30 protein-coding genes are annotated in these 25,575 nt (G+C 71.5%); 12 read left to right on the forward strand and 18 right to left on the reverse strand.

The window, feature by feature from the left end; translation table 11 throughout:
• Positions 1 to 3: 3 nt before the first annotated feature.
• The 7 genes from B0I32_RS45750 to B0I32_RS60540 all read right to left on the reverse strand — a co-directional run bounded on the left by B0I32_RS45750 (position 4) and on the right by B0I32_RS60540 (position 4,920).
• On the reverse strand, positions 4 to 219 hold the full coding sequence (locus tag B0I32_RS45750; RefSeq protein WP_106250424.1) for a helix-turn-helix domain-containing protein: 216 nt from the start codon (positions 217 to 219) through the stop codon (positions 4 to 6).
• Positions 220 to 273: 54 nt separating this feature from the next.
• The gene (locus B0I32_RS45755) at positions 274 to 1,113 is read right to left on the reverse strand and encodes an alanyl-tRNA editing protein (RefSeq protein ID WP_106250426.1); all 840 of its coding nucleotides are present in this window, start codon (positions 1,111 to 1,113) and stop codon (positions 274 to 276) included.
• Complete coding sequence (locus B0I32_RS45760; protein WP_181308512.1) at positions 1,110 to 2,336, reverse strand: CynX/NimT family MFS transporter; 1,227 nt, start codon at positions 2,334 to 2,336, stop codon at positions 1,110 to 1,112. Before B0I32_RS45760 ends, B0I32_RS45755 begins: the two co-directional genes overlap by 4 nt.
• A 327-nt stretch (positions 2,337 to 2,663) precedes the next feature.
• Positions 2,664 to 3,347 (reverse strand): SRPBCC family protein, encoded by a 684-nt coding sequence (locus B0I32_RS45765; protein ID WP_106250428.1) that lies wholly within the window; start codon positions 3,345 to 3,347, stop codon positions 2,664 to 2,666.
• Between the two features lie 31 nt (positions 3,348 to 3,378).
• Entirely contained in the window at positions 3,379 to 3,756 is a 378-nt protein-coding gene (locus B0I32_RS45770) for a hypothetical protein (protein WP_106250429.1), read from the reverse strand.
• Positions 3,753 to 4,115 (reverse strand): hypothetical protein, encoded by a 363-nt coding sequence (locus tag B0I32_RS45775; protein ID WP_106250431.1) that lies wholly within the window; start codon positions 4,113 to 4,115, stop codon positions 3,753 to 3,755. Before B0I32_RS45775 ends, B0I32_RS45770 begins: the two co-directional genes overlap by 4 nt.
• A 118-nt stretch (positions 4,116 to 4,233) precedes the next feature.
• Entirely contained in the window at positions 4,234 to 4,920 is a 687-nt protein-coding gene (locus tag B0I32_RS60540; protein WP_106250433.1) for a TetR/AcrR family transcriptional regulator, read from the reverse strand.
• A gap of 44 nt (positions 4,921 to 4,964) precedes the next feature.
• Between B0I32_RS60540 and B0I32_RS45785 the strand changes: the two genes are divergently transcribed.
• The gene (locus tag B0I32_RS45785) at positions 4,965 to 6,323 is read left to right on the forward strand and encodes a DHA2 family efflux MFS transporter permease subunit (protein WP_146178554.1); all 1,359 of its coding nucleotides are present in this window, start codon (positions 4,965 to 4,967) and stop codon (positions 6,321 to 6,323) included.
• Positions 6,293 to 6,787, forward strand: a complete 495-nt coding sequence (locus B0I32_RS45790; protein ID WP_106250436.1) for a 2-thiouracil desulfurase family protein — start codon at positions 6,293 to 6,295, stop codon at positions 6,785 to 6,787. Before B0I32_RS45785 ends, B0I32_RS45790 begins: the two co-directional genes overlap by 31 nt.
• Here B0I32_RS45790 and B0I32_RS45795 read toward each other — a convergent pair.
• Genes B0I32_RS45795 through B0I32_RS45805 form a run of 3 tightly spaced genes read right to left on the reverse strand, consistent with a single transcriptional unit; the run spans position 6,763 to position 7,983 of the window.
• Positions 6,763 to 7,143: a hypothetical protein gene (locus tag B0I32_RS45795; RefSeq protein ID WP_106250437.1), complete on the reverse strand. Its 381-nt coding sequence runs from the start codon at positions 7,141 to 7,143 to the stop codon at positions 6,763 to 6,765. The two genes, B0I32_RS45790 and B0I32_RS45795, sit on opposite strands and share 25 nt — an antisense overlap.
• Before the next feature lie 34 nt (positions 7,144 to 7,177).
• On the reverse strand, positions 7,178 to 7,780 hold the full coding sequence (locus B0I32_RS45800) for a TetR/AcrR family transcriptional regulator (RefSeq protein WP_106250439.1): 603 nt from the start codon (positions 7,778 to 7,780) through the stop codon (positions 7,178 to 7,180).
• Positions 7,780 to 7,983, reverse strand: coding sequence for a hypothetical protein (locus B0I32_RS45805; protein ID WP_106250441.1), 204 nt, complete (start codon positions 7,981 to 7,983; stop codon positions 7,780 to 7,782). Before B0I32_RS45805 ends, B0I32_RS45800 begins: the two co-directional genes overlap by 1 nt.
• 419 nt (positions 7,984 to 8,402) lie before the next feature.
• On the opposite strand from B0I32_RS45805, the gene B0I32_RS45810 reads away from it, so the two are divergent.
• The 9 genes from B0I32_RS45810 (at position 8,403) to B0I32_RS45850 (ending at position 16,994) form a co-directional block, all read left to right on the forward strand.
• Positions 8,403 to 9,080: a response regulator transcription factor gene (locus B0I32_RS45810; RefSeq protein ID WP_106250544.1), complete on the forward strand. Its 678-nt coding sequence runs from the start codon at positions 8,403 to 8,405 to the stop codon at positions 9,078 to 9,080.
• Between the two features lie 37 nt (positions 9,081 to 9,117).
• On the forward strand, positions 9,118 to 10,428 hold the full coding sequence (locus B0I32_RS45815; protein ID WP_106250443.1) for a sensor histidine kinase: 1,311 nt from the start codon (positions 9,118 to 9,120) through the stop codon (positions 10,426 to 10,428).
• Between the two features lie 41 nt (positions 10,429 to 10,469).
• On the forward strand, positions 10,470 to 11,525 hold the full coding sequence (locus tag B0I32_RS61200; RefSeq protein WP_106250445.1) for a lytic polysaccharide monooxygenase auxiliary activity family 9 protein: 1,056 nt from the start codon (positions 10,470 to 10,472) through the stop codon (positions 11,523 to 11,525).
• A 150-nt stretch (positions 11,526 to 11,675) separates the two neighbouring features.
• Positions 11,676 to 13,046 (forward strand): Dyp-type peroxidase, encoded by a 1,371-nt coding sequence (locus B0I32_RS45825; RefSeq protein WP_106250446.1) that lies wholly within the window; start codon positions 11,676 to 11,678, stop codon positions 13,044 to 13,046.
• Between the two features lie 90 nt (positions 13,047 to 13,136).
• Positions 13,137 to 13,820 carry a GAP family protein gene (locus B0I32_RS45830; protein ID WP_106250448.1) on the forward strand — a complete coding sequence of 228 codons (684 nt, stop codon included), beginning with the start codon at positions 13,137 to 13,139 and terminating at the stop codon, positions 13,818 to 13,820.
• A 219-nt stretch (positions 13,821 to 14,039) separates the two neighbouring features.
• Positions 14,040 to 14,225 (forward strand): hypothetical protein, encoded by a 186-nt coding sequence (locus tag B0I32_RS45835; RefSeq protein WP_146178555.1) that lies wholly within the window; start codon positions 14,040 to 14,042, stop codon positions 14,223 to 14,225.
• 37 nt (positions 14,226 to 14,262) lie between these two features.
• Positions 14,263 to 16,059, forward strand: a complete 1,797-nt coding sequence (gene nhaA / locus B0I32_RS45840; RefSeq protein ID WP_106250452.1) for a Na+/H+ antiporter NhaA — start codon at positions 14,263 to 14,265, stop codon at positions 16,057 to 16,059.
• A gap of 40 nt (positions 16,060 to 16,099) precedes the next feature.
• Positions 16,100 to 16,591 carry a hypothetical protein gene (locus B0I32_RS45845; RefSeq protein ID WP_106250453.1) on the forward strand — a complete coding sequence of 164 codons (492 nt, stop codon included), beginning with the start codon at positions 16,100 to 16,102 and terminating at the stop codon, positions 16,589 to 16,591.
• Between the two features lie 88 nt (positions 16,592 to 16,679).
• Positions 16,680 to 16,994, forward strand: coding sequence for a hypothetical protein (locus B0I32_RS45850; RefSeq protein WP_106250455.1), 315 nt, complete (start codon positions 16,680 to 16,682; stop codon positions 16,992 to 16,994).
• On the opposite strand, the gene B0I32_RS45855 is transcribed toward B0I32_RS45850, so the two are convergent.
• Positions 16,981 to 17,436, reverse strand: a complete 456-nt coding sequence (locus tag B0I32_RS45855; RefSeq protein WP_106250457.1) for a hypothetical protein — start codon at positions 17,434 to 17,436, stop codon at positions 16,981 to 16,983. The two genes, B0I32_RS45850 and B0I32_RS45855, sit on opposite strands and share 14 nt — an antisense overlap.
• Positions 17,437 to 17,481: 45 nt before the next feature.
• Here B0I32_RS45855 and B0I32_RS45860 point away from each other — a divergent pair, with 45 nt between their 5' ends.
• On the forward strand, positions 17,482 to 18,459 hold the full coding sequence (locus B0I32_RS45860; protein ID WP_106250459.1) for a helix-turn-helix transcriptional regulator: 978 nt from the start codon (positions 17,482 to 17,484) through the stop codon (positions 18,457 to 18,459).
• Between the two features lie 57 nt (positions 18,460 to 18,516).
• Here the strand turns inward: B0I32_RS45860 and B0I32_RS45865 are convergent, their stop codons facing one another.
• Genes B0I32_RS45865 through B0I32_RS45895 form a run of 7 tightly spaced genes read right to left on the reverse strand, consistent with a single transcriptional unit; the run spans position 18,517 to position 25,569 of the window.
• Positions 18,517 to 19,506, reverse strand: coding sequence for an ABC transporter ATP-binding protein (locus B0I32_RS45865; RefSeq protein WP_219912347.1), 990 nt, complete (start codon positions 19,504 to 19,506; stop codon positions 18,517 to 18,519).
• A complete protein-coding gene (locus B0I32_RS45870) occupies positions 19,503 to 20,486 on the reverse strand; it encodes an ABC transporter ATP-binding protein (RefSeq protein ID WP_106250462.1) in 984 nt (327 codons plus the stop codon). Before B0I32_RS45870 ends, B0I32_RS45865 begins: the two co-directional genes overlap by 4 nt.
• Positions 20,483 to 21,313 (reverse strand): ABC transporter permease, encoded by an 831-nt coding sequence (locus B0I32_RS45875; protein ID WP_106250464.1) that lies wholly within the window; start codon positions 21,311 to 21,313, stop codon positions 20,483 to 20,485. Before B0I32_RS45875 ends, B0I32_RS45870 begins: the two co-directional genes overlap by 4 nt.
• The gene (locus tag B0I32_RS45880) at positions 21,310 to 22,290 is read right to left on the reverse strand and encodes an ABC transporter permease (RefSeq protein ID WP_106250465.1); all 981 of its coding nucleotides are present in this window, start codon (positions 22,288 to 22,290) and stop codon (positions 21,310 to 21,312) included. The genes B0I32_RS45875 and B0I32_RS45880 overlap by 4 nt, the downstream gene beginning before the upstream one ends.
• Positions 22,287 to 23,930 (reverse strand): ABC transporter substrate-binding protein, encoded by a 1,644-nt coding sequence (locus B0I32_RS45885; protein WP_146178556.1) that lies wholly within the window; start codon positions 23,928 to 23,930, stop codon positions 22,287 to 22,289. The genes B0I32_RS45880 and B0I32_RS45885 overlap by 4 nt, the downstream gene beginning before the upstream one ends.
• Positions 23,927 to 24,637: a PIG-L deacetylase family protein gene (locus B0I32_RS45890; RefSeq protein ID WP_106250468.1), complete on the reverse strand. Its 711-nt coding sequence runs from the start codon at positions 24,635 to 24,637 to the stop codon at positions 23,927 to 23,929. The genes B0I32_RS45885 and B0I32_RS45890 overlap by 4 nt, the downstream gene beginning before the upstream one ends.
• Positions 24,634 to 25,569, reverse strand: coding sequence for a GNAT family N-acetyltransferase (locus B0I32_RS45895; RefSeq protein WP_106250470.1), 936 nt, complete (start codon positions 25,567 to 25,569; stop codon positions 24,634 to 24,636). The genes B0I32_RS45890 and B0I32_RS45895 overlap by 4 nt, the downstream gene beginning before the upstream one ends.
• Between the last annotated feature and the right edge of the window lie 6 nt (positions 25,570 to 25,575).

Consider the following 25,575-nt stretch of genomic DNA (forward strand, 5'->3'; position numbering starts at 1 on the left):
CTTCTACCTCCCCGTCCGCCGGGCGTGCTTGCGGTGCGCCGACTGGCGGCGCACCCCGAGCGCGTCGGCGATCTGCTCCCACGACCAGCCCTGGGCGCGGGCGCTGGACACGTGCACCGCCTCCAGCTCCTCCAGCAGGGCCCTGAGCGCGGCCACCGCCGCCAGACCCGTGCCGGGATCGTTTCCCGCCGCCGCCTCGGCCAGCTCCGTGACTTCCATGGTGTCAGCATGTGCTGACAAGCACCCGCTTGTCAACAGATGCTGACAGAGCGATCACCTCACCCGGGCGTGCACGGTGGTCCGCATGGTGAGGGCCGACTCCTCCGGCGCGTACGCGAGGGAGACCTCGACCCCGGCCAGCTCCGACGTCCGGCTCACGTGGGTGCCGCCGCACGGGATGGACGCCTCGCCCTCCGGCAGCGCGCAGTGCCAGGTCCTGCGGGCCGTGAGCTCGGGCCCCGGCACCTCCAGCCGGACCGGCGCGCCGGCCGCCACCCACGCCTGCAACCGCTCGTTGACCTGACCGGCGACCTCGGCGGGATCGAGGTCCTCGGCCGAGAAGCCCTTCTTGCGCAGCGACTTGCCCAGGCGGTAGACGTCGACGCTGCCGCCGGGCACGATCCGCGAGGAGGTGATCGCGGCCTGGTCGAAGTCGGGACGGCCGAGCGAGTCGGGCCGCACCTCCTTGCGCCAGCGGCCGGCCAGCGCGGCGTTGAGCGCGAGCGCCGCCAGATGGCAGGCGGTGTGACCCGCCGAGAGCGCCGCCCGGTAGGCCGGGTCCACGGCCAGGTCCGCCTCCGCCCCTTCGGGCAGCGGCTCCTCGCTCACGTGGACGACCAGCCACGCCCAGCCCTCGGCGCCTCTCCGTACCGGAATGTCGGCGCCGAGGAAGACCTCGCCGGTGTTCGACTGGGCCCCTGTCACGCAGTCGACGACCGGCAGGCCCCCGATCGTGCCCCGGTCTGCGGGCTGGTCGGGCCAGGTGTGGTCGAGGGGATGGAACGGCGTCTCGGCGACGACGAGACCGTGCCGGTCCCCCACCGGCACGATCCCGGCGATCGTGGAGCGGCCGCTGGTCAGGCCGCTGGGGAAGGTGACGACGGTGGATTTCACCCGGTCATTGTTCCAGCCGGTCTCCGTTCGTCCTCCAGGTAGCGGTCGCGGCCCGCGTACAGGCCGGTGAGGAGCTGCGCGAACAGCACGACGAAGATCATCGCGTACGGCACCGCCCACCCGCCGGTCGCCTCCCGCAGCACGCCGACCAGCAGCGGCCCCGCGCCCGAGATGAGGTAACCGGCGCTCTGGCCGAACGCCGACAGCGCCGCCGTGGCCTCCGGCGTACGGGTGCGCAGCGCCAGCATCATCAGCGCCAGCGGGAACGAGCCCATCCCGATGGCCACGAACACCACCCAGACCATCGCCGTGGAGGCCGGGGCGAACCACAGCCCGGCGAAGCCGACCGCGTAGAACGCGACGAGCCCCACCACGGCGGGACGCTGATCGCGGAAGCGCGAGGCGACCAGCGGCACGAGGATCGAGACGGGGATGCTCAGCGCGGTGAACACGCCGAGGATCAGCCCGGCCTGCGAGGTGCTGTAGCCGTTGTCGGTGAGAATCGAGGCGAGCCAGCCGAACATGATGTACGCGATCATCGACTGCGTGCCGAAGTAGATCGCCACCATCCAGGCGAGCCTGCTCCCGACCATCCGGCGCATGCCCACGTCCCGGCCGCCTCTGTCCCGCTCCGGCTCACTGCGCAGCAGCGCAAGCCACGGAATGACGGCGACGGCGGCCAGCGCCGCCCACACGCCGAGCGCGATGTGCCAGTCCCCCGACGCGCGCTCGATCGGCACGGTCGCGGCGGCGGCCAGCATGGTGCCCGCCGCCAGGGCCGTGGTGTAGACGGTGGTCATGATCCCGGTACGGGCCGGGAAGTGGCGCTTGATGAGCGTCGGGATGAGCACGTTGCCGACGGCCCCGCCGGACAGCGCGACCGCGCTGCTCAGCAGGAACACCGGGGCCGAGCCGACCATCGACCTGACCAGCAGGCCCACGCCCAGCGTGACCAGGGCCAGCAACAGCAGACGGTGCTCGCCGAGCCGCCTGGCCAGGCTCGGGGTGATGGCCCCGACACTGGCGAAGGCCAGCACGGGTAGTGTGGTGAGCAGTCCCGTGCCGACGCTCGACATGCCGAGCGCGCCGGCGAGCTGATCGAGCAGCGGGCCGACGCTGGTGACGGCGGTGCGCAGGTTGAGCGCGGCGAGCACGATTCCCAGCACGAGCAGCCAGGCCAAAGGGGCGGTTCTGCCTCGGGACTCTTGGGCGAGCACGGTCATGCTGGGAAGGTCCTCCACTCATCAAGTCATGGGATGAATAACCACCTTAACAGGACCGAAATACGCGTTTATTCCTGGTCATGGCATGAAAAGACCCCCGGATCGCGTTCCGGGGGTCTTCCACGGTCCCGCGACGCCCGCTCGGGACACCGCGGAACCCGTGGCCGGCAGCCCTGCAGCACGGGCCTGCAGCACGGGCCTGCAGGACGGGCTTGCAGGACGGACCCGCAAACCGGGCCCCCAACGGGTTCGCTCAGGGGGCCTGCTCAGGGGGCCTGCACGAGAGCCCTCGACGACGGGCCCCATGAGGGGCCCGCATGTCGGGAGCTACATGACGGGGCGGGGGCCCTCCGGCGGCTGGCCGCCAGGAGGCACGGACCCGGGAGCGCCGGGGGCCGCCGGGCCGGGGGCGCCGGGAACCGCGGGCCCGGGAGGCGGAAGCGTTCCGCCGGGCCGGGGGTCGCCGCCGCCCACGGTGCCGGGCGGCACGGGCCTGTCGCCCTCGCCGAGGCCGGAGCCGTGCTGATGCGAGCCCTGCTGGTGCGAGCCCTCCTGGTGCGGGCCAGGCACGTCGCCGCGCCAGGCGCCGCTCTCGCCGCCCCGCGACTCGATGAACGTCTTGAACCGCTTGAGGTCACCGACGACCCGCATGCGGACGAGCTGCAGCCAGTCGCCCGCCGTCTCGATGAAGCCGTCCGGGTCGTACTCCATCTGGAGCGTGACCCTGGTCGTGTTCTCGTCGAGGCGGTGGAAGGTCACCACGCCCGCGTGATGCGGCTTGTCGTTGCTGCGCCAGGCGACCCGCTCGTCGGGGTGCTGCTCGGTGATCTCGGCCTCGAATTCGCGGCGCACACCCGCGATCTCCGCCACCCATGCCGTACGGGTGTCACCGATCTGTTTGACCGACTCCACTCCCTCCATGAACTCGGGGAAACCCTCGAACTGCGTCCACTGGTTGTAGGCGACGCGAACGGGGACGTTGACATCTTCGGAGTGTTCGATCGTGCTCATGGGTTCAGTCACTGCCCATGCGGATGGCGCGTTAACGCCTGCGCCACAGCCAGTACAGGCCCACGAGAGGCAGGACGAGGGGGATGAACAGGTAACCCTTGCCGTACGCCGACCACACGGTTTCGTCGGGAAAAGCGGCCGGATCCACCAGGCTCGCCGTACCGATGAGGAGAACGCCGCCCAGTTCGATGCCGAGTGACATCAGCGCGAGCCGGCGCGCCCCGCGCCAGAGCGCGACCGTGAGCAGGATGTAGACGATCGCCGCGAACGCCGACAGCGAGTACGCCAGCGGCGCCTCGCCGAACCTGCTCGCGATCTGCACGGCCGCCCGCGCCCCGGCCGCCAGGGCGAACAGCCCGTAGACCGCGATCAGCGCCCGTCCGGGCCCGGTGCCGATCGAACCCGTCACGCCGTCCCCTGCCAGATCTGCAGCAGCCGGGCCGTCATCACCGCGATGGCGAACCCGGCCACGGTCAGGATCGCGGGCCCCCACCTGCTCCGCTCGGCCAGGGCCAGGAACACCCCGGCGGGCGGGATCAGCACCTGGCCGCCGATGTATCCGAACAGCGTGGCCTTGTCGTCCGGCCCCGCGCCGCCTGCCACGGCCGCGATCACGAAGCCCGCCTGCACCAGGACGGCCACCTCCAGCAGGGCGAAGCCGACCAGCAGCACCATGCCCATCGGCCGGTTGCGGATCGCGACGATCAGGCTCGCCAGCATCAGCAGCAGCGCGCCGGCGATGACGATCGTGGAGACGGTGGTGTTCATCGGGGGTAAGGCTATCGCCCACCCCCGCCGCCTCCGGGAAAGGCCGCCGCCGAACGCGGCTGCCCCTGAGGACCACCGCCCCTGAGGACCGCCGCCTCGAAACCTCAATCCACGGTCGTCACCTGTGCAGGTGGCGCTCGATCCCGTCCAGCACCCAGCCCAGCCCGCGCTCGAAGTTGTCGTCCGCCCCCGGCACGCCCTGCTCGATCATCGGCGCCAGCCGCGCCAGCTCACCGCCGTCGACCAGTTCCCTGATGTACGGCTCAGCCACCGCGGCCCGCTCGGCGTCGTCGATCCCCTGCTCCCTCGGCGCCGCCCGCTCCACCGCCTCCCTGATCACGAACCCCGTCATGTAGTCGTTGAACACCGCCAGGAACCGCCACGCCGTCAGCCGGTCGATCTCCAGCCCGTCGAACGCCGCCAGCTTCTGCTCCACGTGCCGCAGCCCGTTGGGGCCCACGGCCACCCGCTGGTGCACCAGGTCCACCCGCCAGGGGTGCCGCCGGACCAGCTCGCGCTCCCGCCGGGCGAACAGCAGCAGCGCCTCCCGCCAGTCCGCCGGCAGCGGCTCGGCGACCAGCACCTCGGCGCTGATCTCGTCGAGCATCAGGGCCAGCAGGTCCTCCTTGCGCTCGATGTAGGAGTACAGCGTCATCGCCCGCGCGCCCAGCTCGGCCGCCACACGCCTGATGGAGACCGCGTCCAGCCCTTCCGCGTCGGCCAGGGCGACGGCGGTGGCCACGATCGCCTCCCTGGTCAGGACCGGGCGGCGGGGCGGCGAGGGCCGCGACCAGATGGAGCTCACAGCCCCGAGTCTAGACAGCGTACGAAAGTGATACGGTGTACGACATGCGAGACAGCGTACGAAGCCTCCTCTGGGCCACGAGCCTCGTCGTCCTCCTGGGCGTCGTGATGACGATGCTCGACACCACGATCGTCAACGTCGCCCTGAGCACCCTCGCCCGCGACTTCGGCACCACGCTCGCGACCATGCAGTGGGCGGTCACCGGCTACCTGCTGGCGCTGTCGATGACGGTCCCGGTCACCGGATGGGCCATGGGCAGGTTCGGCACGAGGAAGGTCTGGCTGGTCTCGCTCGTGCTGTTCATCGCCGGCTCCGCGCTCGCCGCCGCGTCGTGGTCGGTCTGGAGCCTGGTCGTCTTCCGCGCCGTGCAGGGGCTGGGCGGGGGCCTGCTGCTGCCGGTCGGCCAGGCGATGCTGGCCCAGGCGGCGGGCAAGGAGCGGATGGGCCGGGCGATGGCGATGATCTCCATGCCGGCGATGCTGGTGCCGGTGCTGGGGCCGCCGCTCGGCGGGCTGATCGTGGCCGGTCTCGGCTGGCGGTGGCTGTTCCTGGTCAACGTGCCGGTCTGCGCGGTGGCGCTGGTGGCCGCCTTCGTCCTGCTGCCCCGCGATCAGGGCGCGAGCGCGCGGGGGCTCGACGTGCTCGGCCTGGCGCTGCTCTCCCCCGGGCTGGCCGGTCTGGTCTACGGGCTGTCGGAGGTGGGCAACGGGGCCTCGGTCCTGCATCCGGCGCTCTGGCTCGGGGCGGCGCTGACGGTGGTGTTCACGGTGCGGGCGCTGCGCGGCCGGGGGACGCTGCTGGACCTGCGGCTGTTCGGCGACCGCACGTTCGCGGCGGCGGTCGGCGCGCTCGTGTGCTACTCGGCCGCGCTGTTCGGCTTCACCGTGCTCGTGCCGCTCTACAGCCAGCTCGCCCAGGGCGGGACCGCGCTGGACGCCGGGCTGCTGCTGGCGCCGATGGGGATCGGCGCGGCGATCACGATGCCGCTCGCGGGCAAGCTGAGCGACAGCAGGGGGCCGCGCGGCGCGGGGGCGGCCGGCGTGGTCGTTGCGGTGGCGGGCATCGTGGCGTTCGTGCTGCTCGGCGGGGGGCCGGCGCCGATGTTCGTGCTCGGGCTGGGACACGGGCTGGTGTCCACGTCGCTGATGACGGCGGCGTTCAGAACGCTGGAACGTGACGCGATCCCGGCCGCCACCACGCTGAGCACGATCGCGGTCCGCCTGGCCTCGCCCTTCGGGGTGGCGGTGCTGGCCGGGCTGCTGCAACTGCTCACCACGGCGGGGGTGGCCCGGCCGTTCGCGTACGCGTTCTGGGTGGTGGCGGCGCTGACCGCCGTCTCACTGCTGCCGATCGCGCTCATAGGATCGAAGACGTGCAGAGAATCCTCGTCAGCGCCTGTCTGATGGGTCGCAAGGTGCGTTACGACGGCCGCGCCAAGACCAGCTCCGACGCCTGGCTCGCCACGTGGCGGGAGGAGGGGCGGCTGGTGCCGTACTGCCCGGAGGTGGAGGGCGGGCTGCCGATCCCCCGGCCCGCCGCCGAGATCGAGGGCGGGGCGGGCGGGGCGGCGGTCCTGTCCGGCGCCGCCCGGGTGCTGGCGAGCGACGGGTCCGACGTGACGGCCGCGTTCGTGTCGGGCGCGCGCGGAGCGCTCGCCGTCGCCCGTACCCACGGCGTGCGGATGGCGGTGCTGAAGGAGGGCAGCCCCTCGTGCGGCGCGTCGTCGATCTACGACGGCTCCTTCCAGGGGCGGCGGACGCCTGGTCAGGGCGTCACGACGGCGCTGCTGGAGCAGCACGGCATCCGCGTCTTCACCGAGGACCGGCTCGCCGAGGCCGCCGCCTACCTGCGCACCCTGGAGACGTAGAACGCGCCCGCCAGGCCGGCTGTCAGCACGAATGCCATCGTGCTGTGATACCAGGTGAGCAGCGTCGTCCCGCCGCCCGGGCCGAACGCCTGCGCCAGCATGCCCAGCAGCACCCCGCCCAGCGCCGTCGCGTGGGCGTAGAGCAGCCGGTCCCAGGCCGCCGGCCGGTCGGCCAGCGCGCCGTACGCACCGGCGAGCATGGCCGCGGCGCACAGGGTCTCGACGATCGCGGCCGGCACGATCACCGGCTCGCGCAGGGGGCCGAGCCCGATCCCGGCGTGCAGCAGCGCGAACGTGGCGAAGGTCAGCGCGTACAGCAGCGAGAGCCCGCCCAGCGCCCTGCGGAGTGCGTCCATGCCCCCACGGTCGCATCCCGCGCGGGCCGGGGAATCAGCTCTGGGGAGACGCCCCGCCTACATCGGGAGACGTAGGCAGCAGCCGTCTCACCAGCCGGATCGCCTCGTCGATGGTGACCTCGGCGTCGTGCTCCGACTCGCACGCGGCCACCTCGCGGCCCGCCTCGGCCATCATCGTGGTCAGCAGGACGACGAGCACGTGGCTCTCCCGCGTGTCCGCCAGGCCGAGCAGCCGCTTGTTGCCGCCGATCCAGTTCCAGCCGCGCTGCCTGCGCAGGACGGTGAACTCGGCCGGCCCGTCGCTCTCCAGGAACAGCCTGGCCACGTCGCGCTGCTCCCACGAGCCCTCCAGGTAGGCCCTGGCCCCCGCTATGAAGCGCTCGCCCGCGTCCTCCGCCGCCTTGGCCGCCCGGGAGGTGCGTTCCTCCTGGCCGCGCATGAACTGCTCCCACAACGCCAGGAAGAGTCCCGGTTTGCCGCCGAAGTGGTGGTAGAGGCTGCCGACGCTGATCCCGGACGCCGCCACGATGTCGGCGACCGTGGCCTCGGCGTACCCCTTGGCCAGGAAGACGTCCCTGGCCGCGCGCAGGAGCGTGTCCTGGGTGCCGCTCGACCGGCTCCAGCGCCTGCTCCGCATCAGTACTCCCAGGTGTCGGTGCGCTGTTCGTGGCTGATGCAGAACACGCCGGTGCCGTGCTCGCCCTTGGCCAGGTCCACCCGGATCCAGCCCTCGGCGCGGGCCACCTTGGCGGTGTAGCCGCTGACGGGGGTGGCCGAGACCAGGCGGCAGCCTTCGGGACCGAGCGTGAACGCCACCTCGCCGCCCTTCACTTTCACCACCCTGAGGTCCTCACCGGCGGTCGGCGTGGGGCTGGGAGCGGTCGGTGTGGGGCTGGGAGCGGAAGTGCGCACCGGTTTCGGCGGCGTCGTGCTCCGCTTCACGGAAGGCGTAGCAGCAGGGGTCGGCGCCCGGGTTTCCGTGGGAGGCGGCGCGGAGTCCGTTCTGGGGGATTTCGTCGGAGTTGGTTTCTTCGTCGTACGACGAGGAGCCGGCGATGAATCGTCCTTGTCCGCCGCGAGCGTTTGGGCGAGAAACGGCTCGACGTTCACCTCGTCCGCGAACTCATTACGCAGCACACCCCGCACGCCGAACCACGAGACCGACACCGCGACCGCGGTGGCACCGCACCAGATAGCGGCATATCTCATTGCTCGACGCATGAGACGCATTATGTACGCCCCCAGTACGGTTGGTGCGCATGGCGACGGTTCTCGTAGTCGAAGACGATGAATTCGTCAGATCGGCGATGATTCACGAGCTGGGCCGGCGGCAGCACGTCGTCCGCAGCGCGGGATGCGCACTCGACGCGCTCAGGGAGATCTCGCAGGCTCCCCCCGACGCCGTCATCCTGGACCTGGGCCTGCCGGACCTGGACGGCTCCGAGGCGCTGCGCATGGTGCGCGGCATCTCCGACGTCCCGGTCATCGTGGCCACCGCCCGCGACGACGAGAGCGAGATCGTCCGGCTGCTGCGCGCGGGCGCCGACGACTACCTCGTCAAGCCGTTCTCCGGCGACCACCTCAGCGCCCGGCTGGACGCCGTTTTGCGCCGGGCCAGGTCCGCGCCCGAGCCGCGCACGCTCCAGGTCGGCGGCCTGGTGGTGGACGTGGACCGGCGCGCGGCCGCGCTCGACGGCGGCCCGCTCGCGCTGACCAGGCGCGAGTTCGACCTGCTCGCCTACCTGGCCGCCCGCGCCGACCGGGTCGTCAGCCGCAAGGAGCTGCTGGCCGAGGTCTGGCAGCTGACCTACGGCGACGACCAGACGATCGACGTGCACCTGTCGTGGCTGCGGCGCAAGCTCGGCGAGAGCGCCGCGCGGCCCCGCTACCTGCACACCGTGCGCGGGGTCGGCTTCATGCTGTCGGCGCCCCAATGAGGGGCGCCGCCCCCGTGGAACACGGGCGAGGGGTTCGATGAGGCGGACGCTGGCGATGCTCATGGTGGCCGTCACCTCGATGGTCGCGCTGGCCTTCCTGGTGCCGCTGGCCCTGATCGTCAGGGAGACGGCGCAGAGCAGGGCCGTGGCCGCCGCCGAGCGGCAGGTGTCCGCGCTGGTGCCGGTGCTGGCGCTGACGACAAGGAGCGACGACCTCGCGCACGCGATGGCGCGCACCGATGCGGGGCGGCGCGGCCTGCTCGCCGTCCACGTCGGGGGCGGCGCCATGGTGGGCACGACCAGGGCGCCGGCCGCGCAGGTGGCCGAGGCCGCCGCGGGGAGCAGGGCGAGCACGGCGGAGCTGACCGGCGGCTACGTGCTGCTGCGCCCCGTGGTGCTGGACGGCGACCGGGGCGCGGTGATCGAGGTGTTCGTGCCCGCCGACGACCTCGACCGGGGCGTCTACGCCTCGTGGGCGGTGCTGACCGGGGTGGCCGTGGTGCTGGTGCTCGGCTCGGTGGTGGTCGGCGACCGGCTCGGGGCCAGGGTCGTCCGCGCCGCGCGCCGCCTGGGCACCGCCGCCACCGCGCTCGGCGACGGCGACCTGAGCGAGCGCATCTACCCCGACGGCCCGCCCGAGCTCAAGGCGGCGGCCACCGCGTTCAACGCCATGGCCAACCGGGTCACCCACCTGCTCGCGGCCGAGCGGGAGCTGGCCGCCGACCTGTCGCACCGGCTGCGTACGCCGCTGACCGCGCTCAAGCTCAGCCTGGACCAGCTCGGGCCGCAGGCGGAGCCGAGCAGGCAGGCGCTGGCCCGGCTGGAGGGCGAGGTGACCACGATCATCTCGGCGGCCAGACGGCCCAAGCGCGCGGCCCGCTCGTGCGACGCCGCCGAGGTGCTGCGCGAGCGGCTGGCGTTCTGGTCGGCGCTGGCCGAGGACCAGGGGCGGCCGTGGCAGCTCGCCGGGGCCACGCTCCCGGTGCGGGCGCCCGTACCGGCGGGCGAGCTGACGGCGGCGGTGGACGCGCTGCTCGGGAACGTGTTCCGGCACACGCCGGAGGGGACGGCGTTCGGCGTCACGCTGCACGAGGGCCGGGACGCGATCGGCATTCTGGTCGCCGACGCGGGGCCGGGCATCGCGGACCCGGAGACGGCGCTGGAGCGGGGCGCCAGCGGGAGCGGGTCCACCGGGCTGGGCCTGGACATCGCGCGGCGGCTGGCGGAGTCGACCGGCGGGGTGCTGCGGCTGGACCGTTCGCCGATGGGCGGGGCCGAGGTGCAGGTGTGGCTGCGTACCGCCACCCACACTGAAAAGCTCTCTAAGTCAGCCTTAAAGGAGGCTTAACCCCGATATTTCGGGGTTTCTCGTGTTCCAAGGTGATCTGCATGCAGATCACCCGCAAGGCGCTCGCCGCCGCCACCCTGGCCGCCCCCACGCTCCTCGTGCTCGCCGTCGCCCCCGGCACGGCCTCCGCCCACGGCACCATGAGCAACCCGCCCAGCCGCACCATGGTCTGCTACAGCGAGGGCCCGGAGAACCCGAAGTCGGCCGCCTGCAAGCAGGCCGTGGCGATCGGCGGCACGCAGCCCCTCTACGACTGGAACGAGGTCAACATCGCCGACGCGGCCGGAAGGCACCGCCAGATCATCCCGGACGGCAGGCTGTGCAGCGCGGGCCGCGACAAGTACCGCGGCTTCGACCAGGCGCGGGCCGACTGGCCGGCGACGAGCATGACCGCCGGCGCCACGCACACCTTCAGGTACCGCGCCACCGCCCCGCACAAGGGCTCCTTCGAGCTGTACATGACCAGGGACGGCTACGACCCGTCCGCCCCGCTGAAGTGGTCGGACCTGGAGGCCAAGCCGTTCCACGTCGCGAACCCCACGGTCGTCGACGGCTTCTACACCATGACGGCCAAGCTCCCCTCCCGGCAGGGACGCCACCTGATCTACGCGATCTGGCAGCGCAGCGACAGCCCCGAGGCGTTCTACTCCTGCTCGGACGTGCTTTTCGGGCAGAGCAACCCCTCCCCCGCCCCCACGCCGACCGGCACCCCGACCGCGACCCCCAAGCCGACGCCCACGACCGCCCCCACCGGTCGGCCCACCACGCGTCCCACCACGCGTCCCACCACTGGGCCCACCACTGGGCCCAGCTCCCCCGCTCCCGGCGGCGGCACGTCCCCCGTCACGATCAACGCGGGCGTCGGCGTCTCCCCTGCCACGGCCAGGGCCGGTGCGCGGGTGCGGGTGACGGCCGTGTGCGGCGGCTCCCAGGTGCGGAACGTCTCCTCCAACGCCTTCTCCCCGGTCGCCTACCGGCCCGCCGCGGCCACCGCCTCCTGGTCGGCGAACGTGCGGGTGCGGCGTCCCGGCACCCACGCCGTGACCGTACGCTGCGCGAACGGCGGAGTGGCGCGTACCGCGTTCACCGTCCGCTGAACGGGAAATCAGGCTGACCGGATACCGGGAAACTTTCCCGCCCGCTCACGAGTCGTACAGACTGGGCGCGTCGAATCGACGGAAATGTGTATTCTCCGTGACGCGTAAGGGGGCCCGATTTCTAACGGGAAACGGGGAAAGGACACGGCAGTGCCTGTCGACCTGAACAATGAACGACCCCTGGCCTGGGATTCGGCCACGCTCGACGCGGACACCAAGGCGATGCTCGACAATCTGCAGCCGAACATCCTGCGCGCGCATGTGCGCGAGCACATGACCCTGCTGTTCGTCCGGTTCAACGACGTGGCCGAGGGCAGGGCCTTTCTTCGCGGCATCGCGACCACGAAGATGAAGTCGGCGCGCCGGCATCTGGAAGAGGTGCGCGATTTCGCCGCCGGCCGCGGCCGCGGCACCCCGTACGTGGGGATCGGCATCAGCAAGGCCGGCTACCGCGACCTCGGCCACCCGGTCGAGGACGTGCGCAGGTTCGACGACGAGGTCTTCCGCGACGGCATGAAGCGGCGGATCGCGCGGGCCGGCGACCCGCCGGTGGAGGAGTGGGAGCGCGCCTACCAGCGGGAGATCCACGCCGTCGTCCTGATCGGCGACGCCGAGCCCGAGCCGGTGGCCAGGCTGCGCGCCGAGATCCTGGGCGAGCTGCCGAGCAGCGCCAGGCTGCTCGGCGAGGAGAGCGGTCACGGCATGCGCAACCCCGCCGGCGACGGCATCGAGCACTTCGGCTACGTGGACGGCCGCAGCCAGCCGCTGTTCCTGAAGGACGAGGTGGACAGGGAGCCGAAGCAGCACTGGGACCCGGCGTTCCCGCTGAGCAACGTCCTGGTGCCGGACCCGTTCGCGCCGGACCCGTCCCGGCACCACGGCAGCTACCTGGTCTTCAGGAAGCTGGAGCAGAACGTGCGGGCGTTCAAGGAGATCGAACGGGACCTGGCCGACAGCCTCGGGCTGAAGGGCGCCGACCGCGACCGGGCGGGCGCCATGCTCGTCGGCCGCTTCAAGGACGGCACTCCGCTGACGCTCAAGCCCGGCGGGAACGGCGGGCCGGTGGTCAACGACTTCACCTTCGACGCCGACGACGGCTCCAAGTGCCCGTTCAGCGGTCACGTCAGGAAGACCAACCCGCGCTCGTTCGGGCGTGAGGTGATCATGGCCAGGCGCGGGCAGACGTACGGCGACCGCGCCGACGACCCGTCGGACGACTCGCCGCCGGAGGTGCGCCCGACCGGTGAGGTGGGCCTGCTGTTCATGGCGTTCAACAGCAGCCTGCTCAGCCAGTTCGAGTTCACCCAGGAGTCCTGGGCCGACTCCCCCGACTTCGAGATCCCGGGGACCGGCCACGATCCGGTCATCGGGCAGGGTGTCCGGGACCTGAAGGTCACCTTCCCCAAGGTGTGGGGCAAGCCGGAGATGTCGCCCCCGCACGCTCAGGTGGCCCAGACGGTCACGATGAAGGGCGGCGAGTACTTCTTCGCGCCGTCACTGGCCTACCTGCGCAGTCTGTAGCACCGCCTGCGAGGGTGAGCAGAAGGATGTACGCCCGGTTCAGCCCGCCGGAGGAGGCGGGCGCGGGGCCGCGTTCAGCATGATTTCCCCATGACGATCGCACTGCTGCTCACCCTCGCGGCGCTGGCGGTGGTCGACAGCACCAGCTTCGGCACCCTCGGCATCCCCGTCTACCTGCTGCTGGCCGCGGACAGGTCGCGCGGATCCCGGTTGCTGACCTACCTGGCCACCGTGGTGGTCTTCTACTCCCTGGTGGGCGTGGCGCTCATGCTGGGGCTGGCCGCGGCCATGGACGCCTTCGGCGACCTGCTGGACAGCCGGCCGGTGCGGGTGGTGGAGCTCGCCGCCGGGGTGGGGCTGTTCGCGCTCAGCTACCGGTTCGATCCGAAGTGGCGGGCCAAGCGGGGCCGGCCGGAGCGCACGTTCGAGCGCCGCGTCGGCGGGCCGCGGACGATGGTGCTGCTGGGGCTGACCGCCGGGGTGCTGGAGGTGGCCACGATGGTGCCGTACCTGGCGGCGATCGGCCTCATGACGACCTCCGGGCTGACGACGGCCCAGTGGGTGCCGGTGCTGGCGGCGTACGTGCTGGTCATGATCGTGCCGACGCTCGTGCTCATGGCGCTGCGCGGGATGGCCGGCGGCCGGCTGGAACCGAAGCTGGAGCGGCTGCGGGCCTGGCTCACCAAGCACTCGGCCTCGATGGTGAGCTGGGGAATGGCGATCGTCGGGTTCCTGCTGGCGAGAGACGCGGCCGTCCATCTGTTTTTCAGCTGACGGATTGATCAATACTTGGGTGCATGCCCCGGTCGCTCCCGGTCGTATTGCCCGCCTTGACGCCCTTGATCCTTCCTCCGGCCGCGCTCGCCCGCGCTGCTCCCGCCGGCGCCACCGCGTACGCCGGAATGCGGATCGGCGCGACGGCCTCGGGCGGGCGCCAGCGCGGTCATCGGCGCGGGCCTGGAGCTCTGGCCGGCCGGCCGCTTCGTGGTCGAGGTGAGCAACAAGGGCGACCAGGTCCGCCGCTCCGCCGCGCCGCTGAAGGCGACCCTGGTCATCGAGCCGCCCGTCACGGACGTCGCCGCGCTGCCGGTCACGCTCGGCCCTGGTGACGGCGTTCGCGATCTGGACGGTCCGGCGCACCGGGCGATCAAGGGGACGCCCCGACGGACAAGTGCCTGACCAGCCGTAATATCGACACCTTAGGGGGAGATCTGTCATGTTGCGGGCGTTCCTGAGGACCGAGGCCGGCAGCACGAGCGTGCTGCTCGTGGCGACCGTGCTGGCCCTGCTGTGGGCCAACTCGCCGTGGAGCGAGACCTACGAGGCGTTCTGGCACACCCCCATGGGGATCTCCTTCGGCGACGCGTCGTTCTCGCTGGACCTGCGGCACTGGGTCAACGACGGCCTCATGTCCGTGTTCTTCTTCCTCATCGGGCTGGAGGTCTCCTACGAGGTGCGGCTCGGCCAGCTCAGGGACCGTCGGCTGATCGCGGTGCCGGCCGTGGCGGCGTTCGGCGGCATGCTGGTGCCGGCCGGCGTCTACCTGCTGCTGAACTTCGGCGGTCCCGGGGCCGGCGGGTGGGGTGTGCCGATCGCCACCGACACCGCGTTCGTCCTGGGCGTGCTCGCCGTGGTGGGGGCGCGCTGTCCCGATCCGCTGCGGGCGTTCCTGCTGACGCTGGCGATCGTGGACGACGTGCTCGCCATCATGATCATCGCGCTCTTCTACACCGCCAGCCTGTCCGTGCCCGCCCTGCTCACCGCGGCGGTGCTGCTGGCGGCCATCCTGACGCTGCGGTGGCTGAAGATCTGGCGGGCGCCGGCGTACATCGTGCTGGGGTTCGCGCTGTGGGTGGCCACGCTGGAGAGCGGGATCCATCCGACGCTGGTCGGCATCGCGCTCGGCATCCTCGTCTTCGTGTACGCGCCCACCGACCACAAGCTGCTGCTGGCCGGGGAGGCCGTCCAGGGGTTCACCAGCGAGCCCAGCGCGCAGGCGGCCAGGGAAGCCGCCCGGCGCGTGCAGCGGGCCGTCTCCGTGAACGAACGCCTGCAACTGCGGCTGCATCCGTGGAGCAGCTACGTGATCGTGCCCGTCTTCGCGCTGGCCAACGCCGGCGTGACCCTCAACGGCGAGACCCTGCGCGCCGCCGCCACCTCGCCCGTCGCCATCGGCGTGGCACTGGGGCTGCTGGTGGGCAAGTTCGTCGGGATCTGGCTCGGCACCTGGCTGCCGCTGCGCCTCGGCTGGGGCGTCCTGCCGGGGAACCTGGTGTGGGGGCAGCTGTTCGGCGGGGCGGCCGTGTCGGGGATCGGGTTCACGGTGGCGCTGTTCATCGTGGACCTGGCCTTCGACGACGCGGCCCTGCACGACCAGGCGAAGATCGGGATCCTGGCCGGGTCGCTGCTGGCCGCCGTACTGGGCTGGGTGATCTTCCGGATGGCGTGGGACCGCGGCGGGGTGTGCGCGCCACCCGACGCCGAGCCCGCCGAGGAGCTGCCGAACACGCTGACCGTGCCGGTCGGCCCCGGCGACCACGTGCGCGGGCCGGCGAAGGCCCGGGTGACGATCGTCGAGTACGGCGACTTCGAGTGCCCCTACTGCGGCCGGCTGCACCCGATCCTGGCGGAGATCCTGCGTAAGAACCCGGACGTGCGGCTGGTGTTCCGGCACTTCCCGCTGCGCACCCTGCATCCGCACGCCGCCTCCGCCGCCATCGTGGCCGAGGCCGCCGCGGCCCGCGGCACGTTCTGGGAGATGCACGACCTCCTCTACGACAACCAGCGCTTCCTCACCGACGCCGACCTCGAACGCTACGCGGCCCAGCTGGACGTGGAGCCGTGGGAGGAGATCCCCCAGCGGGTGGCCAGGATCGCGGTGGACGAGGAGTCGGGCCGCGCGAGCGGCGTGCGCGGCACGCCGACCCTCTTCATCAACGGCGTACGCTACGAGGGCGGCCACGACCTCGCCTCGATCACCCGCGCGGTGGAACAACAGCGCCAATCCGCGTAGCGTCTTCGCGTTGCCCGTCTAACCGCTGGAGCTCCCCTTGATGTCCACCCTGTCCAACGTCATCAACATCATCACGATGATCGTGATGGTCCTGTTGCTGCTCGGCGGCGCCATTCTGATGGCGACCCGCCGGGCGGAGCACGGCCGGGGGAGCGTGCTCGGCATGATCGGGTGTGTCGTGCTGCTCGTGGGGGTGGTGATCAACGGCGTGTACATCCTCATGGCCCCCGAACTGGTCCGTTCCCTCGGCTTCGCCCAGTACGGGCCGATCGCGCTGGTGATGACCCTGGTGTCCCTGCTCATCCAGGTGAGCGGCACGGGGCTGCTGATCTTCGCGGTGATCGCCCGCAGGAACCCGCCGCAGCAGGCCGCCCAGCACGCTCAGCAGGGCTGGCAGCAGCAGCCCGAGTGGCAGCAGGGCTACCAGCAAGGTCCGCAGCACGGCTACCCGCAGGCGCCGCCGCAGCAGCCCGGCTGGCAGCCCCAGCAGCGGCCGCCGTTCGGTGAGGGGCAGCCGCCCGCCCACGGCTGACGCGGAAGTCGTACCGCCGGGAGACACCGCGCCCAGGCGTGTGACAATGTTGGCGTATCAGACACTCCGCAGCGTGCCTGAGGGAGTCATGACGCCAGAGCAGCCCCGCCGGCCGGATCCCGACCAGACGGTCCGGCACCGCTACCCCCATCCAGGTCAGCCGTCCGACCAGGGCCCTCCTGAGGCGCCCTACACGCAGCGGCTGCCGTACACGCCGGACATGCTGCCCGACGTGCCCCTCTACGAGGCGAAGCCGGCGCGGTCCGGATGGTGGTGGGTGATCCTGGTCGGCGGCATCCTGCTGCTCATCGCGGCCGTGGCCGTGGGCGTGATCCTGTGGGTGCGCGGCAACGCCGACGCCGTGGCGCTGGCGTACGGCGCGCTGGGCGTCACGCGCGGGTGAAGTCCATCGTCCAGTTCGTCTCCCAGGTCCGCCCGTCGTCCTCCGAGAACGCCTGCTCCCAGCGGGCGGTGCCGGCGCCTTCGCCGACCGTCCAGACGAAGCGGCAGCGCACCGGCCGGCCCTCGCAGGTCTCCTCCCCGTAGAACTCGCCCCGGCCCCCCTCGAACGCGCCCACCATCGGCCGGGTGTCGAGGACGCCGGTCGCGCTGCTGGCCCAGTAGATGGACCACAGCCCGCTGTCCACGTCGCGCAGGCGCACGGTCATCCCGCTGCTGCCCTTGGTCGGGAACTCGATCTCGTCGAAGCTGGCCGCGCCGCCGAAGTGCCTGCTGGCCGTGCAGACGCCGGGGAACTCGTCCCATTCCGCGCTGCCGGACAGAGGCTTGAGCAGCCGGCGGTTGACGACGTTCCAGCGGCCGGCGAAAAAGTCGAAGTCGTTCATGGCTGAGACCGTATGGCAGGGTCACTGACAGGTAGTGTCAGTGATATGCGAGCTTCGCGCCTGGTCTCGGTCCTGCTGCTCCTGCAGACGCGCGGCCGGATGACCGCGCAGGAGCTGGCCGACCGGCTGGAGGTCTCCGTCCGCACCATCTACCGCGACGTCGAATCCCTCCACTCCGCCGGCATCCCGCTCTACGGCGACGCCGGCCCGAAGGGCGGATACCAGCTCCTCGACGGCTACCGCACCAGGCTCACCGGCCTGACCGCCGACGAGGCCGAGTCGCTGTTCCTGGCCGGCCTGCCGGGGCCCGCGGCCGAGCTGGGGCTGGGCGCGGTGGTGACCGCCGCGCAGCTCAAGCTGATGGCCGCGCTCCCGGTCGAGCTGCGCGACCGGGCCGGCCGTATCCAGGAGCGCTTCCACCTCGACGCGCCCACCTGGTACCGCGACCGGGAGCCGGTCACCTACCTGCCCGCCGTGGCCGACGCCGTCTGGAACGAGCGGCGGGTGCAGGTGCGTTACCGGCGGTGGAAGGCGCCGCAGGAGGTGGAGCGGCGGCTGGAGCCGTACGGGCTGGTGGTCAAGGCCGGGCGGTGGTATCTGGTGGCGCGCTCGGGCGAGCAGGTACGCACCTACCGCGTCTCCCAGATCCTCGACCTGCATCCGCTGCCCGAGACGTTCACCCGGCCGGAGGGGTTCGACCTGGCCGCGTACTGGCGTGACTACCTGGCCGCGTTCGAGAGCAGGCTGAGGTGGGGCCAGGCGGAGGTGCGGTTGTCGCCGCGCGGCATGCAGCGCCTGGCCGACCTCATGACGCCGGGCGTGGTGGAGGCGGCGCGGGAGAGCGCGCGGGGGCCGGACGAGCAGGGCTGGACGCTGGTCACGGTGCCGATCGAGTCGATCGAGCACGCGACGGGCGAGTTCCTGCGGCTGGGCACGGACGCCGAGGTGCTCGCCCCGGACGAGCTGCGCCGCCAGATGGCCGCGACGACCGGCGAGCTGGCCGAACGCTACCGCGCCTCCTGAAGCGCAGCCCGTGCCCTCCGGCGGCATCACCGCGCGTCCTGAGCACTCCCGGGCGGCTCACCGGGCAAGCGTCGCCTCGGCCTGCCAGCAGTGCGTCCAGTGCCCCTCGCCCAGCTCCGTGCGCCCCGGCACCTCGGTCGAGCACACCGGCAGCGCCACCGGGCAGCGCGGATGGAACCGGCACCCGCCCGGCGGGTCGATCAGGCTGGGCGGCTCACCGTGCCGCCGTCCCTCCGGCGCCGCCACCCGGTCGGGATCCGGCGCCGACTCCAGCAGCAGCCGCGTGTACGGATGCCGCGGCGACTGCGTCAGCTCCTCGCTCGGCCCGCTCTCGATCAGCCGCCCCGCGTACATGACCGTGATGTCCTCGGCGAAGTAGCGGGCGCTGGCGATGTCGTGCGTGATGTAGAGCAGTGCCAGATCGTTCTCCCTGGCCAGTCCCTCCAGCAGCCGCAGCACGCCGAGCCTGATGGACACGTCCAGCATCGAGACGGGCTCGTCGGCGATCAGCGCGACGGGCCGCACCGCGAGCGCCCGCGCGATCGCCACCCGCTGCCGCTGCCCGCCGGACAGTTCGTGCGGCATCTTGTCCATGAACTGCTCGACCGGCGTCAGGCTGACGCGCTCCAGCAGCTCGGCGACCTGCTCGCGCTCCTCGGCGTCGGTACGGGCGTGCCCGTGCAGGCGCAGCGGCCTGGCCAGGTGGTAGCGGACCCGGTGGAAGGGGTTCAGTGAGGCGAAGGGGTCCTGGAAGATGAGCTGGACCTGACGCCGGTACTCCCTGAAGGCGGCGCCGCGATGGGCGCGTACCGGCTCGCCGCGCAGCAGCACCTCGCCGGACGTGGGCGGATAGACCTGGGCCAGCAGCCGCGCGACCGTGCTCTTGCCGCAGCCGGACTCGCCGACCAGCGCCGTCACCGCGCCGGCCCGCAGCGCGATCGAGACGTCCTCCACCGCCCGCACCGGCGGCCGCTTGCCGAAGCGGCCGCGCGGACCGCGGGCGGCGGTGAAGTGCTTGGTGAGGTCGCGCCCCTCCAGGATGTTCATGACACTCCCCTCCCGTCGTTGAGCAGGCACGCGACCTCGCCGTCCGCCTCCGACGTGAGCACGGGCAGCGTCCGCGAGCATGCGTCGAACGCCATCGCGCACCTGGGGTGGAAGGCGCAGCCGGGCGGCGGCGAGCGCAGGTCCGGCGGCGTGCCGGGGATGCCGAGCAGCTCCTCGCGCGCCCCGCGCAGGCGCGGGAACGAGCGCAACAGCCCCAGCGTGTACGGATGCCGCGGCGTCCGGTGCAACGCCTTGGCCGTCCCGGTCTCCACGACCCGGCCCGCGTACATGATGGCGATCCGGTCGGAGATCTCCATGAGCAACGACAGGTCGTGGGTGATGAAGACGACCGCGAAGCCGTACTCCTCACGCAGCGCCTTGATCTCGGCCAGGATGTCGCGCTGCACCACCACGTCGAGCGCGGTCGTCGGCTCGTCCATGATGATGATCTCGGGGTTGAGCGCGAGCGCGATGGCGATGGCGGCGCGCTGGCGCATGCCCCCGGACAGCTCGTGCGGATAGGAGCGGCGGCGGTCGGCGCTGATACCGACGCGCTGCAGCAGCTCCACCGACCGCTCGGTGCGCTCGGCGCGCGACATGCGGGGCGCGTGGATGCGCAGCACGTCGTCGATCTGGGCGCCCACGGTGATGACCGGGTTGAGGGAGTTCATGGCGCTCTGGAAGACGACCGCCAGCTCCTTCCAGCGGAAGGCACGCAAATCGTTCCTGCCGAGGCCGAGCACGTCCACGGCCGAGCCGTCCTGGCGCCGGTAGACGACCGACCCGGACGTGATCGAGGCGGGCGGGCGCAGCAGCCGGGCGACGGCGTTGGCCAGCGTGGACTTGCCGCTGCCGCTCTCGCCGGCCAGGCCCAGGATCTCGCCGCGGCGCAGGTCGAGCGAGACGCCGGACACCGCGTGCACGGCTCCCGTGCCGGACAGGTAGTCCACGCCGAGGTCGCGGATCTCCAGGACGTTCATGCGCGTGCCTTCCTGGGGGCCTTGATCGTGCGCAGCCGCGGGTTGGCGATCTCGTCGATGCCGAAGTTCACCAGGGCCAGGCCGGTGCCGATGAGCGCGATGCACAGGCCGGGCGGGATGAACCACCACCAGGCCCCGATGAGCAGCGCCTGCCCGTTCTGCGCGAAGTACAGCATGCTGCCCCAGCTCACGGTGGACAGGTCGGCCAGGCCCAGGAACGAGAGCCCGGCCTCGGCCAGGATCGCCGCGACCACGGTGGCCAGGAAGCTGGTGGCGATGACGGGCAGCAGGACCGGCAGGATCTCGTAGAAGACGATCCGCAGCGGCCCCTCCCCGCTCGCCCTGGCGGCCTGGACGAAGTCGCGCCGGCGTACCGAGAGGGTCTGGGCGCGCAGCACCCGGGCGCCCCAGGCCCAGCCGGTCACCGCGATCACCACGGCGACCGAGGCGACGCCGCGCTGCGGCAGGTAGCCGGCCAGCACGATGATCAGCGGCAGGGCGGGCAGCACGAGGAAGATGTTGGTCAGCACCGACAGCGCCTCGTCCACGGCGCCGCCGACGTAGCCGCCGACCAGGCCGACCGCGACGGCCAGCACCGTGGCGATGAGCGCCGACAGCACGCCGACGCCGAGCGAGATGCGGGCGCCGTACACGATCTGGACGAGGATGTCCTGCCCGGTCTGCGTGGTGCCGAGCCAGTGCTGCGCCGACGGGCCCTGCAGCCCGTCCTCGCTGGTGGCGGCGGGATCGGCGCCGATGAGCAGCGGCCCGAAGATCGCCATCAGCGCGAAGAAGACGAGGATCCCGGCCCCGATCTTGATCTTCATTCCGACTCCTGCCTGGTCCGGGGGTCGAGCACCACGTACGCCAGGTCGGCCAGGAAGTTCGCGACGAGCACGGCCAGCGAGATGACGAGGAAGATGCCCTGCATGAGCGGGAAGTCCTCGTTCTCCACGCCCTTGAGCAGCATCGATCCGATACCAGGGTAGGAGAAGACGATCTCCGTCAGCACCGAGCCACCCACCACGAAGCCGAGCGAGAGCGCGAAGCTGGTGATGTTCGGCAGGATCGCGTTGCGGGCGGCGTAGGACCACATGACCCGGCGCGAGGTCAGCCCCTTGGCCTCGGCCATCACCACGTAGTCCTCGCCGAGCGTGGTCACCATGACGTTGCGCATGCCGAGGATCCGGTCGGCCATCGAGGCCAGCACGATCGTGACCGCAGGCAGCGCCGCGTGGTAGAGCACGCTCTGCGCGAACTCACCGCTCAGCTCCGGCATCACGTCCAGCCCGTACGCCCGGCTGACCGGGAACCACTGCAACGTCACCCCGAAGACGAACACCAGCGCCAGCGCCACCCAGAAGTAGGGCACCGCGTGCATGAACGTGGCCGCGGGCAGCACGCCGTCCAGCCAGGTGCCGCGCTTCCACGCCATGATCACGCCGAGCGCGGTGCCGATCAGGTAGCTGATCAGCGTGGCCACGCCGACGAGCCCGACCGTCCACGGCAGGCTGTCGGCGATCACCGTGGAGACCTCGGTGGGGAAGAACGTGATCGAGCGGCCCAGCTCGCCGTGCGCCAGATTGCCCAGATAGTTCAGGTACTGCTGCCACAGGCTCGCGTCGCTGATGCCGAACGCCCTGCGCATCGCGTCGATGGCGGCCGGGTCGACGTTTCCCTTCATCCGGGCCACCAGCAGCTCCACCGGGTCCCCCGGCATGAGCCGGGGGATCAGGAAGTTGAGCGTGATGGCGGCCCAGGCCGTCAGGAGGTAGAAGCCGAGCCGCCTGGCCAGGAACCTCACTTGCCGGCCGGTTTCAGGTGCAGCAGCACCACGGCCGCGTCGGGCGAGGTGTAGGGCGACGGCATCGCGTACGGGTCCTGCTCGGACGGCCAGCCCACGTACTTGTTCGTCCGGTACTGCGCCCACGACGGGCTGTAGAACAGCGGCAGCGTGGGCATCTTCTCCACCATGATCTTGCCCAGGCCCTGGGTGGCCTCCTGCTGCTCGGTCTCGTCCTCGGTGGCGGCGTACGCGTCGATCAGCTTGTCGGTCTCGGCGTCCTTCCACCGCTGGTAGTTGCCGGTGGCGGCCTCGCCCACGGGCTCGGCCAGCCCGCCGAAGAGCATCGAGCGCATCTGGAAGTACGGCGTCGGCCCGGCCGCGGTGGCCCTGATCGACAGGTCGTAGTTGCCCTTGCCGACCTTGGACACCCAGTCCTGGAACGCCACGCCCCTGGTCTCGACGGTGATGCCGATCTTGGCCAGGTCCTCGCGGATGAGCTGCGCGGCGTTCACCCAGTCGGTGAACGGCGAGGGCACCAGCAGGGTGAACTTCAGCTGTGCCGGGTCCACGCCCTTGAGCAGCTCCTTGGCCTTCTCGATGTCCATCTTGTAGGAGAGCGCGCGGTATTCGGGCGGGATGTACGCCTCCCCACCCGGCATCGGCACGCCGGTCGGATGCGCGACCTTCGTGTACCCCCGCTCGGCCACCCGGACGATCTTGTCCCGGTCGATCGCCAGGCTCATGGCCGCGCGCACCTCGGGCTTGGCCAGCACCGGATTGGTCAGGTTCGGCAGCAGCGTCACCACGCCCTCGGGCGGGAAGAAGAACTTGTTCTGCTCCGGCTTGCCCTGCACGTAGATCTTCTCGATGTCCGGCACGAACGCGCCCGCCCAGTCCACCTCACCCTGCTGCAGCGCCGTCTGGAGGGCGTTGGCCGTGTACGCGGGGAAGCGCAGCACCGGCACCTCGGGCTTGCCCGGCTGCCAGTAGGACGGGTTCTTGACCAGCTCGTACAGCTGGGCCGAGAACTTCGACAGCGTGTACGGGCCCGTACCGACCGGCTTGGGGTTGGTGAAGGTGGACGGGTCCTTCTCCTTCTCCCACACGTGCTTGGGCACGATGGGCGAGTTGCCGGCGATGTTGAACAGCTTGGCGTAGGAGGTGTTGCCGAAGTCCACCCGCACCTTGTCGGGCGCCAGCGCCTCGGCTTCCTCGATCTCCAGCGCGTTCCTGTTGAGCTGCGGATACTTCTTCAGCATCTGGAACGTGAAGGCCACGTCGTCGGCGGTGAACGGCTGCCCGTCTGACCACTTCACGTTCTGCCGCAGCGTGAACGTCACCGACTTGCCCTTGTTCGACCACTTGTGGTCCAGCGCCAGCCAGGGCGTGATCTCCCCCGGCTTCAGCTTGTTGAAGTACATGAGGGTCTCGTGGATCATCCCGCTGGTCCCGAAGTTCACGCCTTCGAGGTGGTACGGGTTGAAGTCCTCCTGGAACGTGCCCGCGTCCACGGCGTGGATCACCAGCGGCGGCGCGTCCGCCTCGGCGGTGCCACCACCGCCGCCACCGCCGCCGCCGCCCGAGCACCCGGCCAGCACCAGCGCGGCCAGCACCACCGCGACCCGTCCCACCGGCCGTCTCATCTCGCGCCGTCTCATGCGGAGGGCCCCTTTCCGAAGTACTTCGTGCGCAGCTGCCGCGACCCCTTCGGGGCGGCGAAGGCCTGGGCGCGGCCGAACCCGGCCGGCGCACCGCGCACGATCGTCAGCGCGCGGTAGTAGTCCACGTACGGGAAGCCGTAGGTCTCACCCCTGGCGTAGGCGTAGCCGGTGATCGCCTGCGACCACAGCTCGTACGCCTCCTCACTCAGCTCGACGAACACGTCGGGCGCGTAGCCCTCGGCGTCCTCCCAGTTGTCGGCGTAGTAGAGCTCGCTCGCCCAGTAGGCCGGATGCTCGCGCTCCAGCGTCTTCAGGCCGCCGTAGAAGCGGGCGTCCTCGACGATCCGGTGCGTACGCGCGTGGTCCTTGTGGATGGAGGCGCTCCAGTGCGTCAGGATCACGTCGGGGCGCAGCTCCCTGATGATGTCGCCGACCCGCATCTTGGTCTCGTCGTCCTCGGGCAGCAGGCCGTCCTCGTAGTCGAGGAACCTGACGCCGGCGCCGATCCGCTCGGCGAACGTCTCGGCCTCCTCGCGCTTCTGCTTGGCGTAGTCGGCCACGGTCATGCGCGGATGGCCGCGCTCGCCGAGCGTCAGGTGCAGCAGCGTCGCCCGGTCGCCGCGCAGGACGTGCTGGGCGAGCACGGCGCCCGCGGTCAGATCGAGGTCGCCCGCGTGGGCCCCGATGGCGAGAACGTGTGTCATGCGGATCGCCTCATCACGTGGAACTTTCTGGTGATCTCGTAGCCCGCCTTGGCGTAGAGGTGGCCGGCCGGGCTGGTGGCGCCGGTCCACAGGAACCAGGACGAATGCAGCCCTTCGGCGCGCATCCGGGTCATGGTGAGATGGAGCAGGATCTTCCCGAGGCCGGTGCCGCGCTGGCCCGGGTCGACGCCGAAGGGGCCGAAGCGCTCGGGGATGCCGCGATAGGCCGCGTACAAGGCGAAGCCGACTATGTGCTCCTTTTTCGCGATCACGATGCGTTCGGGATCGCGATGCTGCCGGATCGCCTCCCCCCAGTCGGGGTTGAAGGCGTCGGCCGCGAACCGGATCAGCTCGGGCAGCTCACCGACCTCGGGACTGCGGAAGACGTACCCCTCGCGCTCACGCTCGCGCAGCAGCTCGTGCACCTCGCGCGGCGTCCGGTAGCCGACGAGGGCGCGATCCATGGCGACCGGCGAGTAGAGCGTCCTGAACCCGAGCTCCTCCAGCAGCCGGTGGCCGTCCGGATAGAGCTCGGCGTCCGCGCCCGGCAGGACGTAGTTGGGGGTGTACGACGAGAAGTCCACCTTCGTCCGGCCGAGGCGCTCCAGGAACTCCACCGCCTCACCCACCAGCCGCCGCCCCAGCCCGCCGCCGCGGTGCTCGGGGACGACGAAGAAGAACGGGATCCAGCCGGTGTCCGGCTCCAGGTCGGTGCCCGGCGCTAAGGGGATCAGGCGGCGGACGGCGTACGCGCAGCCCACCACGTCGTCCCCGGCCACGGCCACACGCAGGCCCTCGGGGTCGAAGTTGGGGTCGAGCAGCACGCAGTCCCTGAACCAGCCGGCCGTCGTGGGGTCGGCGGGCATGCTGCGGTTCCAGGCGTCGACCAGCGCGGTCTCATCGCCGGACTGGAAGGGGCGGACGGTGACCATGAGGGG

The organism is Nonomuraea fuscirosea (assembly GCF_003001935.1).
Taxonomy (GTDB): domain Bacteria; phylum Actinomycetota; class Actinomycetes; order Streptosporangiales; family Streptosporangiaceae; genus Nonomuraea; species Nonomuraea fuscirosea.

Bases quoted from the DNA above. Each gene is read 5' to 3' on its own strand.
- B0I32_RS45750 (WP_106250424.1), bottom strand. From the start codon at position 219: ATGGAAGTCACGGAGCTGGCCGAGGCGGCGGCGGGAAACGATCCCGGC.
- B0I32_RS45760 (WP_181308512.1), bottom strand. From the start codon at position 2,336: ATGACCGTGCTCGCCCAAGAGTCCCGAGGCAGAACCGCCCCTTTGGCC.
- B0I32_RS45765 (WP_106250428.1), bottom strand. From the start codon at position 3,347: ATGAGCACGATCGAACACTCCGAAGATGTCAACGTCCCCGTTCGCGTC.
- B0I32_RS45775 (WP_106250431.1), bottom strand. From the start codon at position 4,115: ATGAACACCACCGTCTCCACGATCGTCATCGCCGGCGCGCTGCTGCTG.
- B0I32_RS45785 (WP_146178554.1), top strand. From the start codon at position 4,965: ATGCGAGACAGCGTACGAAGCCTCCTCTGGGCCACGAGCCTCGTCGTC.
- B0I32_RS45795 (WP_106250437.1), bottom strand. From the start codon at position 7,143: ATGGACGCACTCCGCAGGGCGCTGGGCGGGCTCTCGCTGCTGTACGCG.
- B0I32_RS45800 (WP_106250439.1), bottom strand. From the start codon at position 7,780: ATGCGGAGCAGGCGCTGGAGCCGGTCGAGCGGCACCCAGGACACGCTC.
- B0I32_RS45810 (WP_106250544.1), top strand. From the start codon at position 8,403: ATGGCGACGGTTCTCGTAGTCGAAGACGATGAATTCGTCAGATCGGCG.
- B0I32_RS45815 (WP_106250443.1), top strand. From the start codon at position 9,118: ATGAGGCGGACGCTGGCGATGCTCATGGTGGCCGTCACCTCGATGGTC.
- B0I32_RS61200 (WP_106250445.1), top strand. From the start codon at position 10,470: ATGCAGATCACCCGCAAGGCGCTCGCCGCCGCCACCCTGGCCGCCCCC.
- B0I32_RS45830 (WP_106250448.1), top strand. From the start codon at position 13,137: ATGACGATCGCACTGCTGCTCACCCTCGCGGCGCTGGCGGTGGTCGAC.
- nhaA (WP_106250452.1), top strand. From the start codon at position 14,263: ATGTTGCGGGCGTTCCTGAGGACCGAGGCCGGCAGCACGAGCGTGCTG.
- B0I32_RS45845 (WP_106250453.1), top strand. From the start codon at position 16,100: ATGTCCACCCTGTCCAACGTCATCAACATCATCACGATGATCGTGATG.
- B0I32_RS45850 (WP_106250455.1), top strand. From the start codon at position 16,680: ATGACGCCAGAGCAGCCCCGCCGGCCGGATCCCGACCAGACGGTCCGG.
- B0I32_RS45855 (WP_106250457.1), bottom strand. From the start codon at position 17,436: ATGAACGACTTCGACTTTTTCGCCGGCCGCTGGAACGTCGTCAACCGC.
- B0I32_RS45860 (WP_106250459.1), top strand. From the start codon at position 17,482: ATGCGAGCTTCGCGCCTGGTCTCGGTCCTGCTGCTCCTGCAGACGCGC.
- B0I32_RS45865 (WP_219912347.1), bottom strand. From the start codon at position 19,506: ATGAACATCCTGGAGGGGCGCGACCTCACCAAGCACTTCACCGCCGCC.
- B0I32_RS45870 (WP_106250462.1), bottom strand. From the start codon at position 20,486: ATGAACGTCCTGGAGATCCGCGACCTCGGCGTGGACTACCTGTCCGGC.
- B0I32_RS45875 (WP_106250464.1), bottom strand. From the start codon at position 21,313: ATGAAGATCAAGATCGGGGCCGGGATCCTCGTCTTCTTCGCGCTGATG.
- B0I32_RS45885 (WP_146178556.1), bottom strand. From the start codon at position 23,930: ATGAGACGGCGCGAGATGAGACGGCCGGTGGGACGGGTCGCGGTGGTG.
- B0I32_RS45890 (WP_106250468.1), bottom strand. From the start codon at position 24,637: ATGACACACGTTCTCGCCATCGGGGCCCACGCGGGCGACCTCGATCTG.
- B0I32_RS45895 (WP_106250470.1), bottom strand. From the start codon at position 25,569: ATGGTCACCGTCCGCCCCTTCCAGTCCGGCGATGAGACCGCGCTGGTC.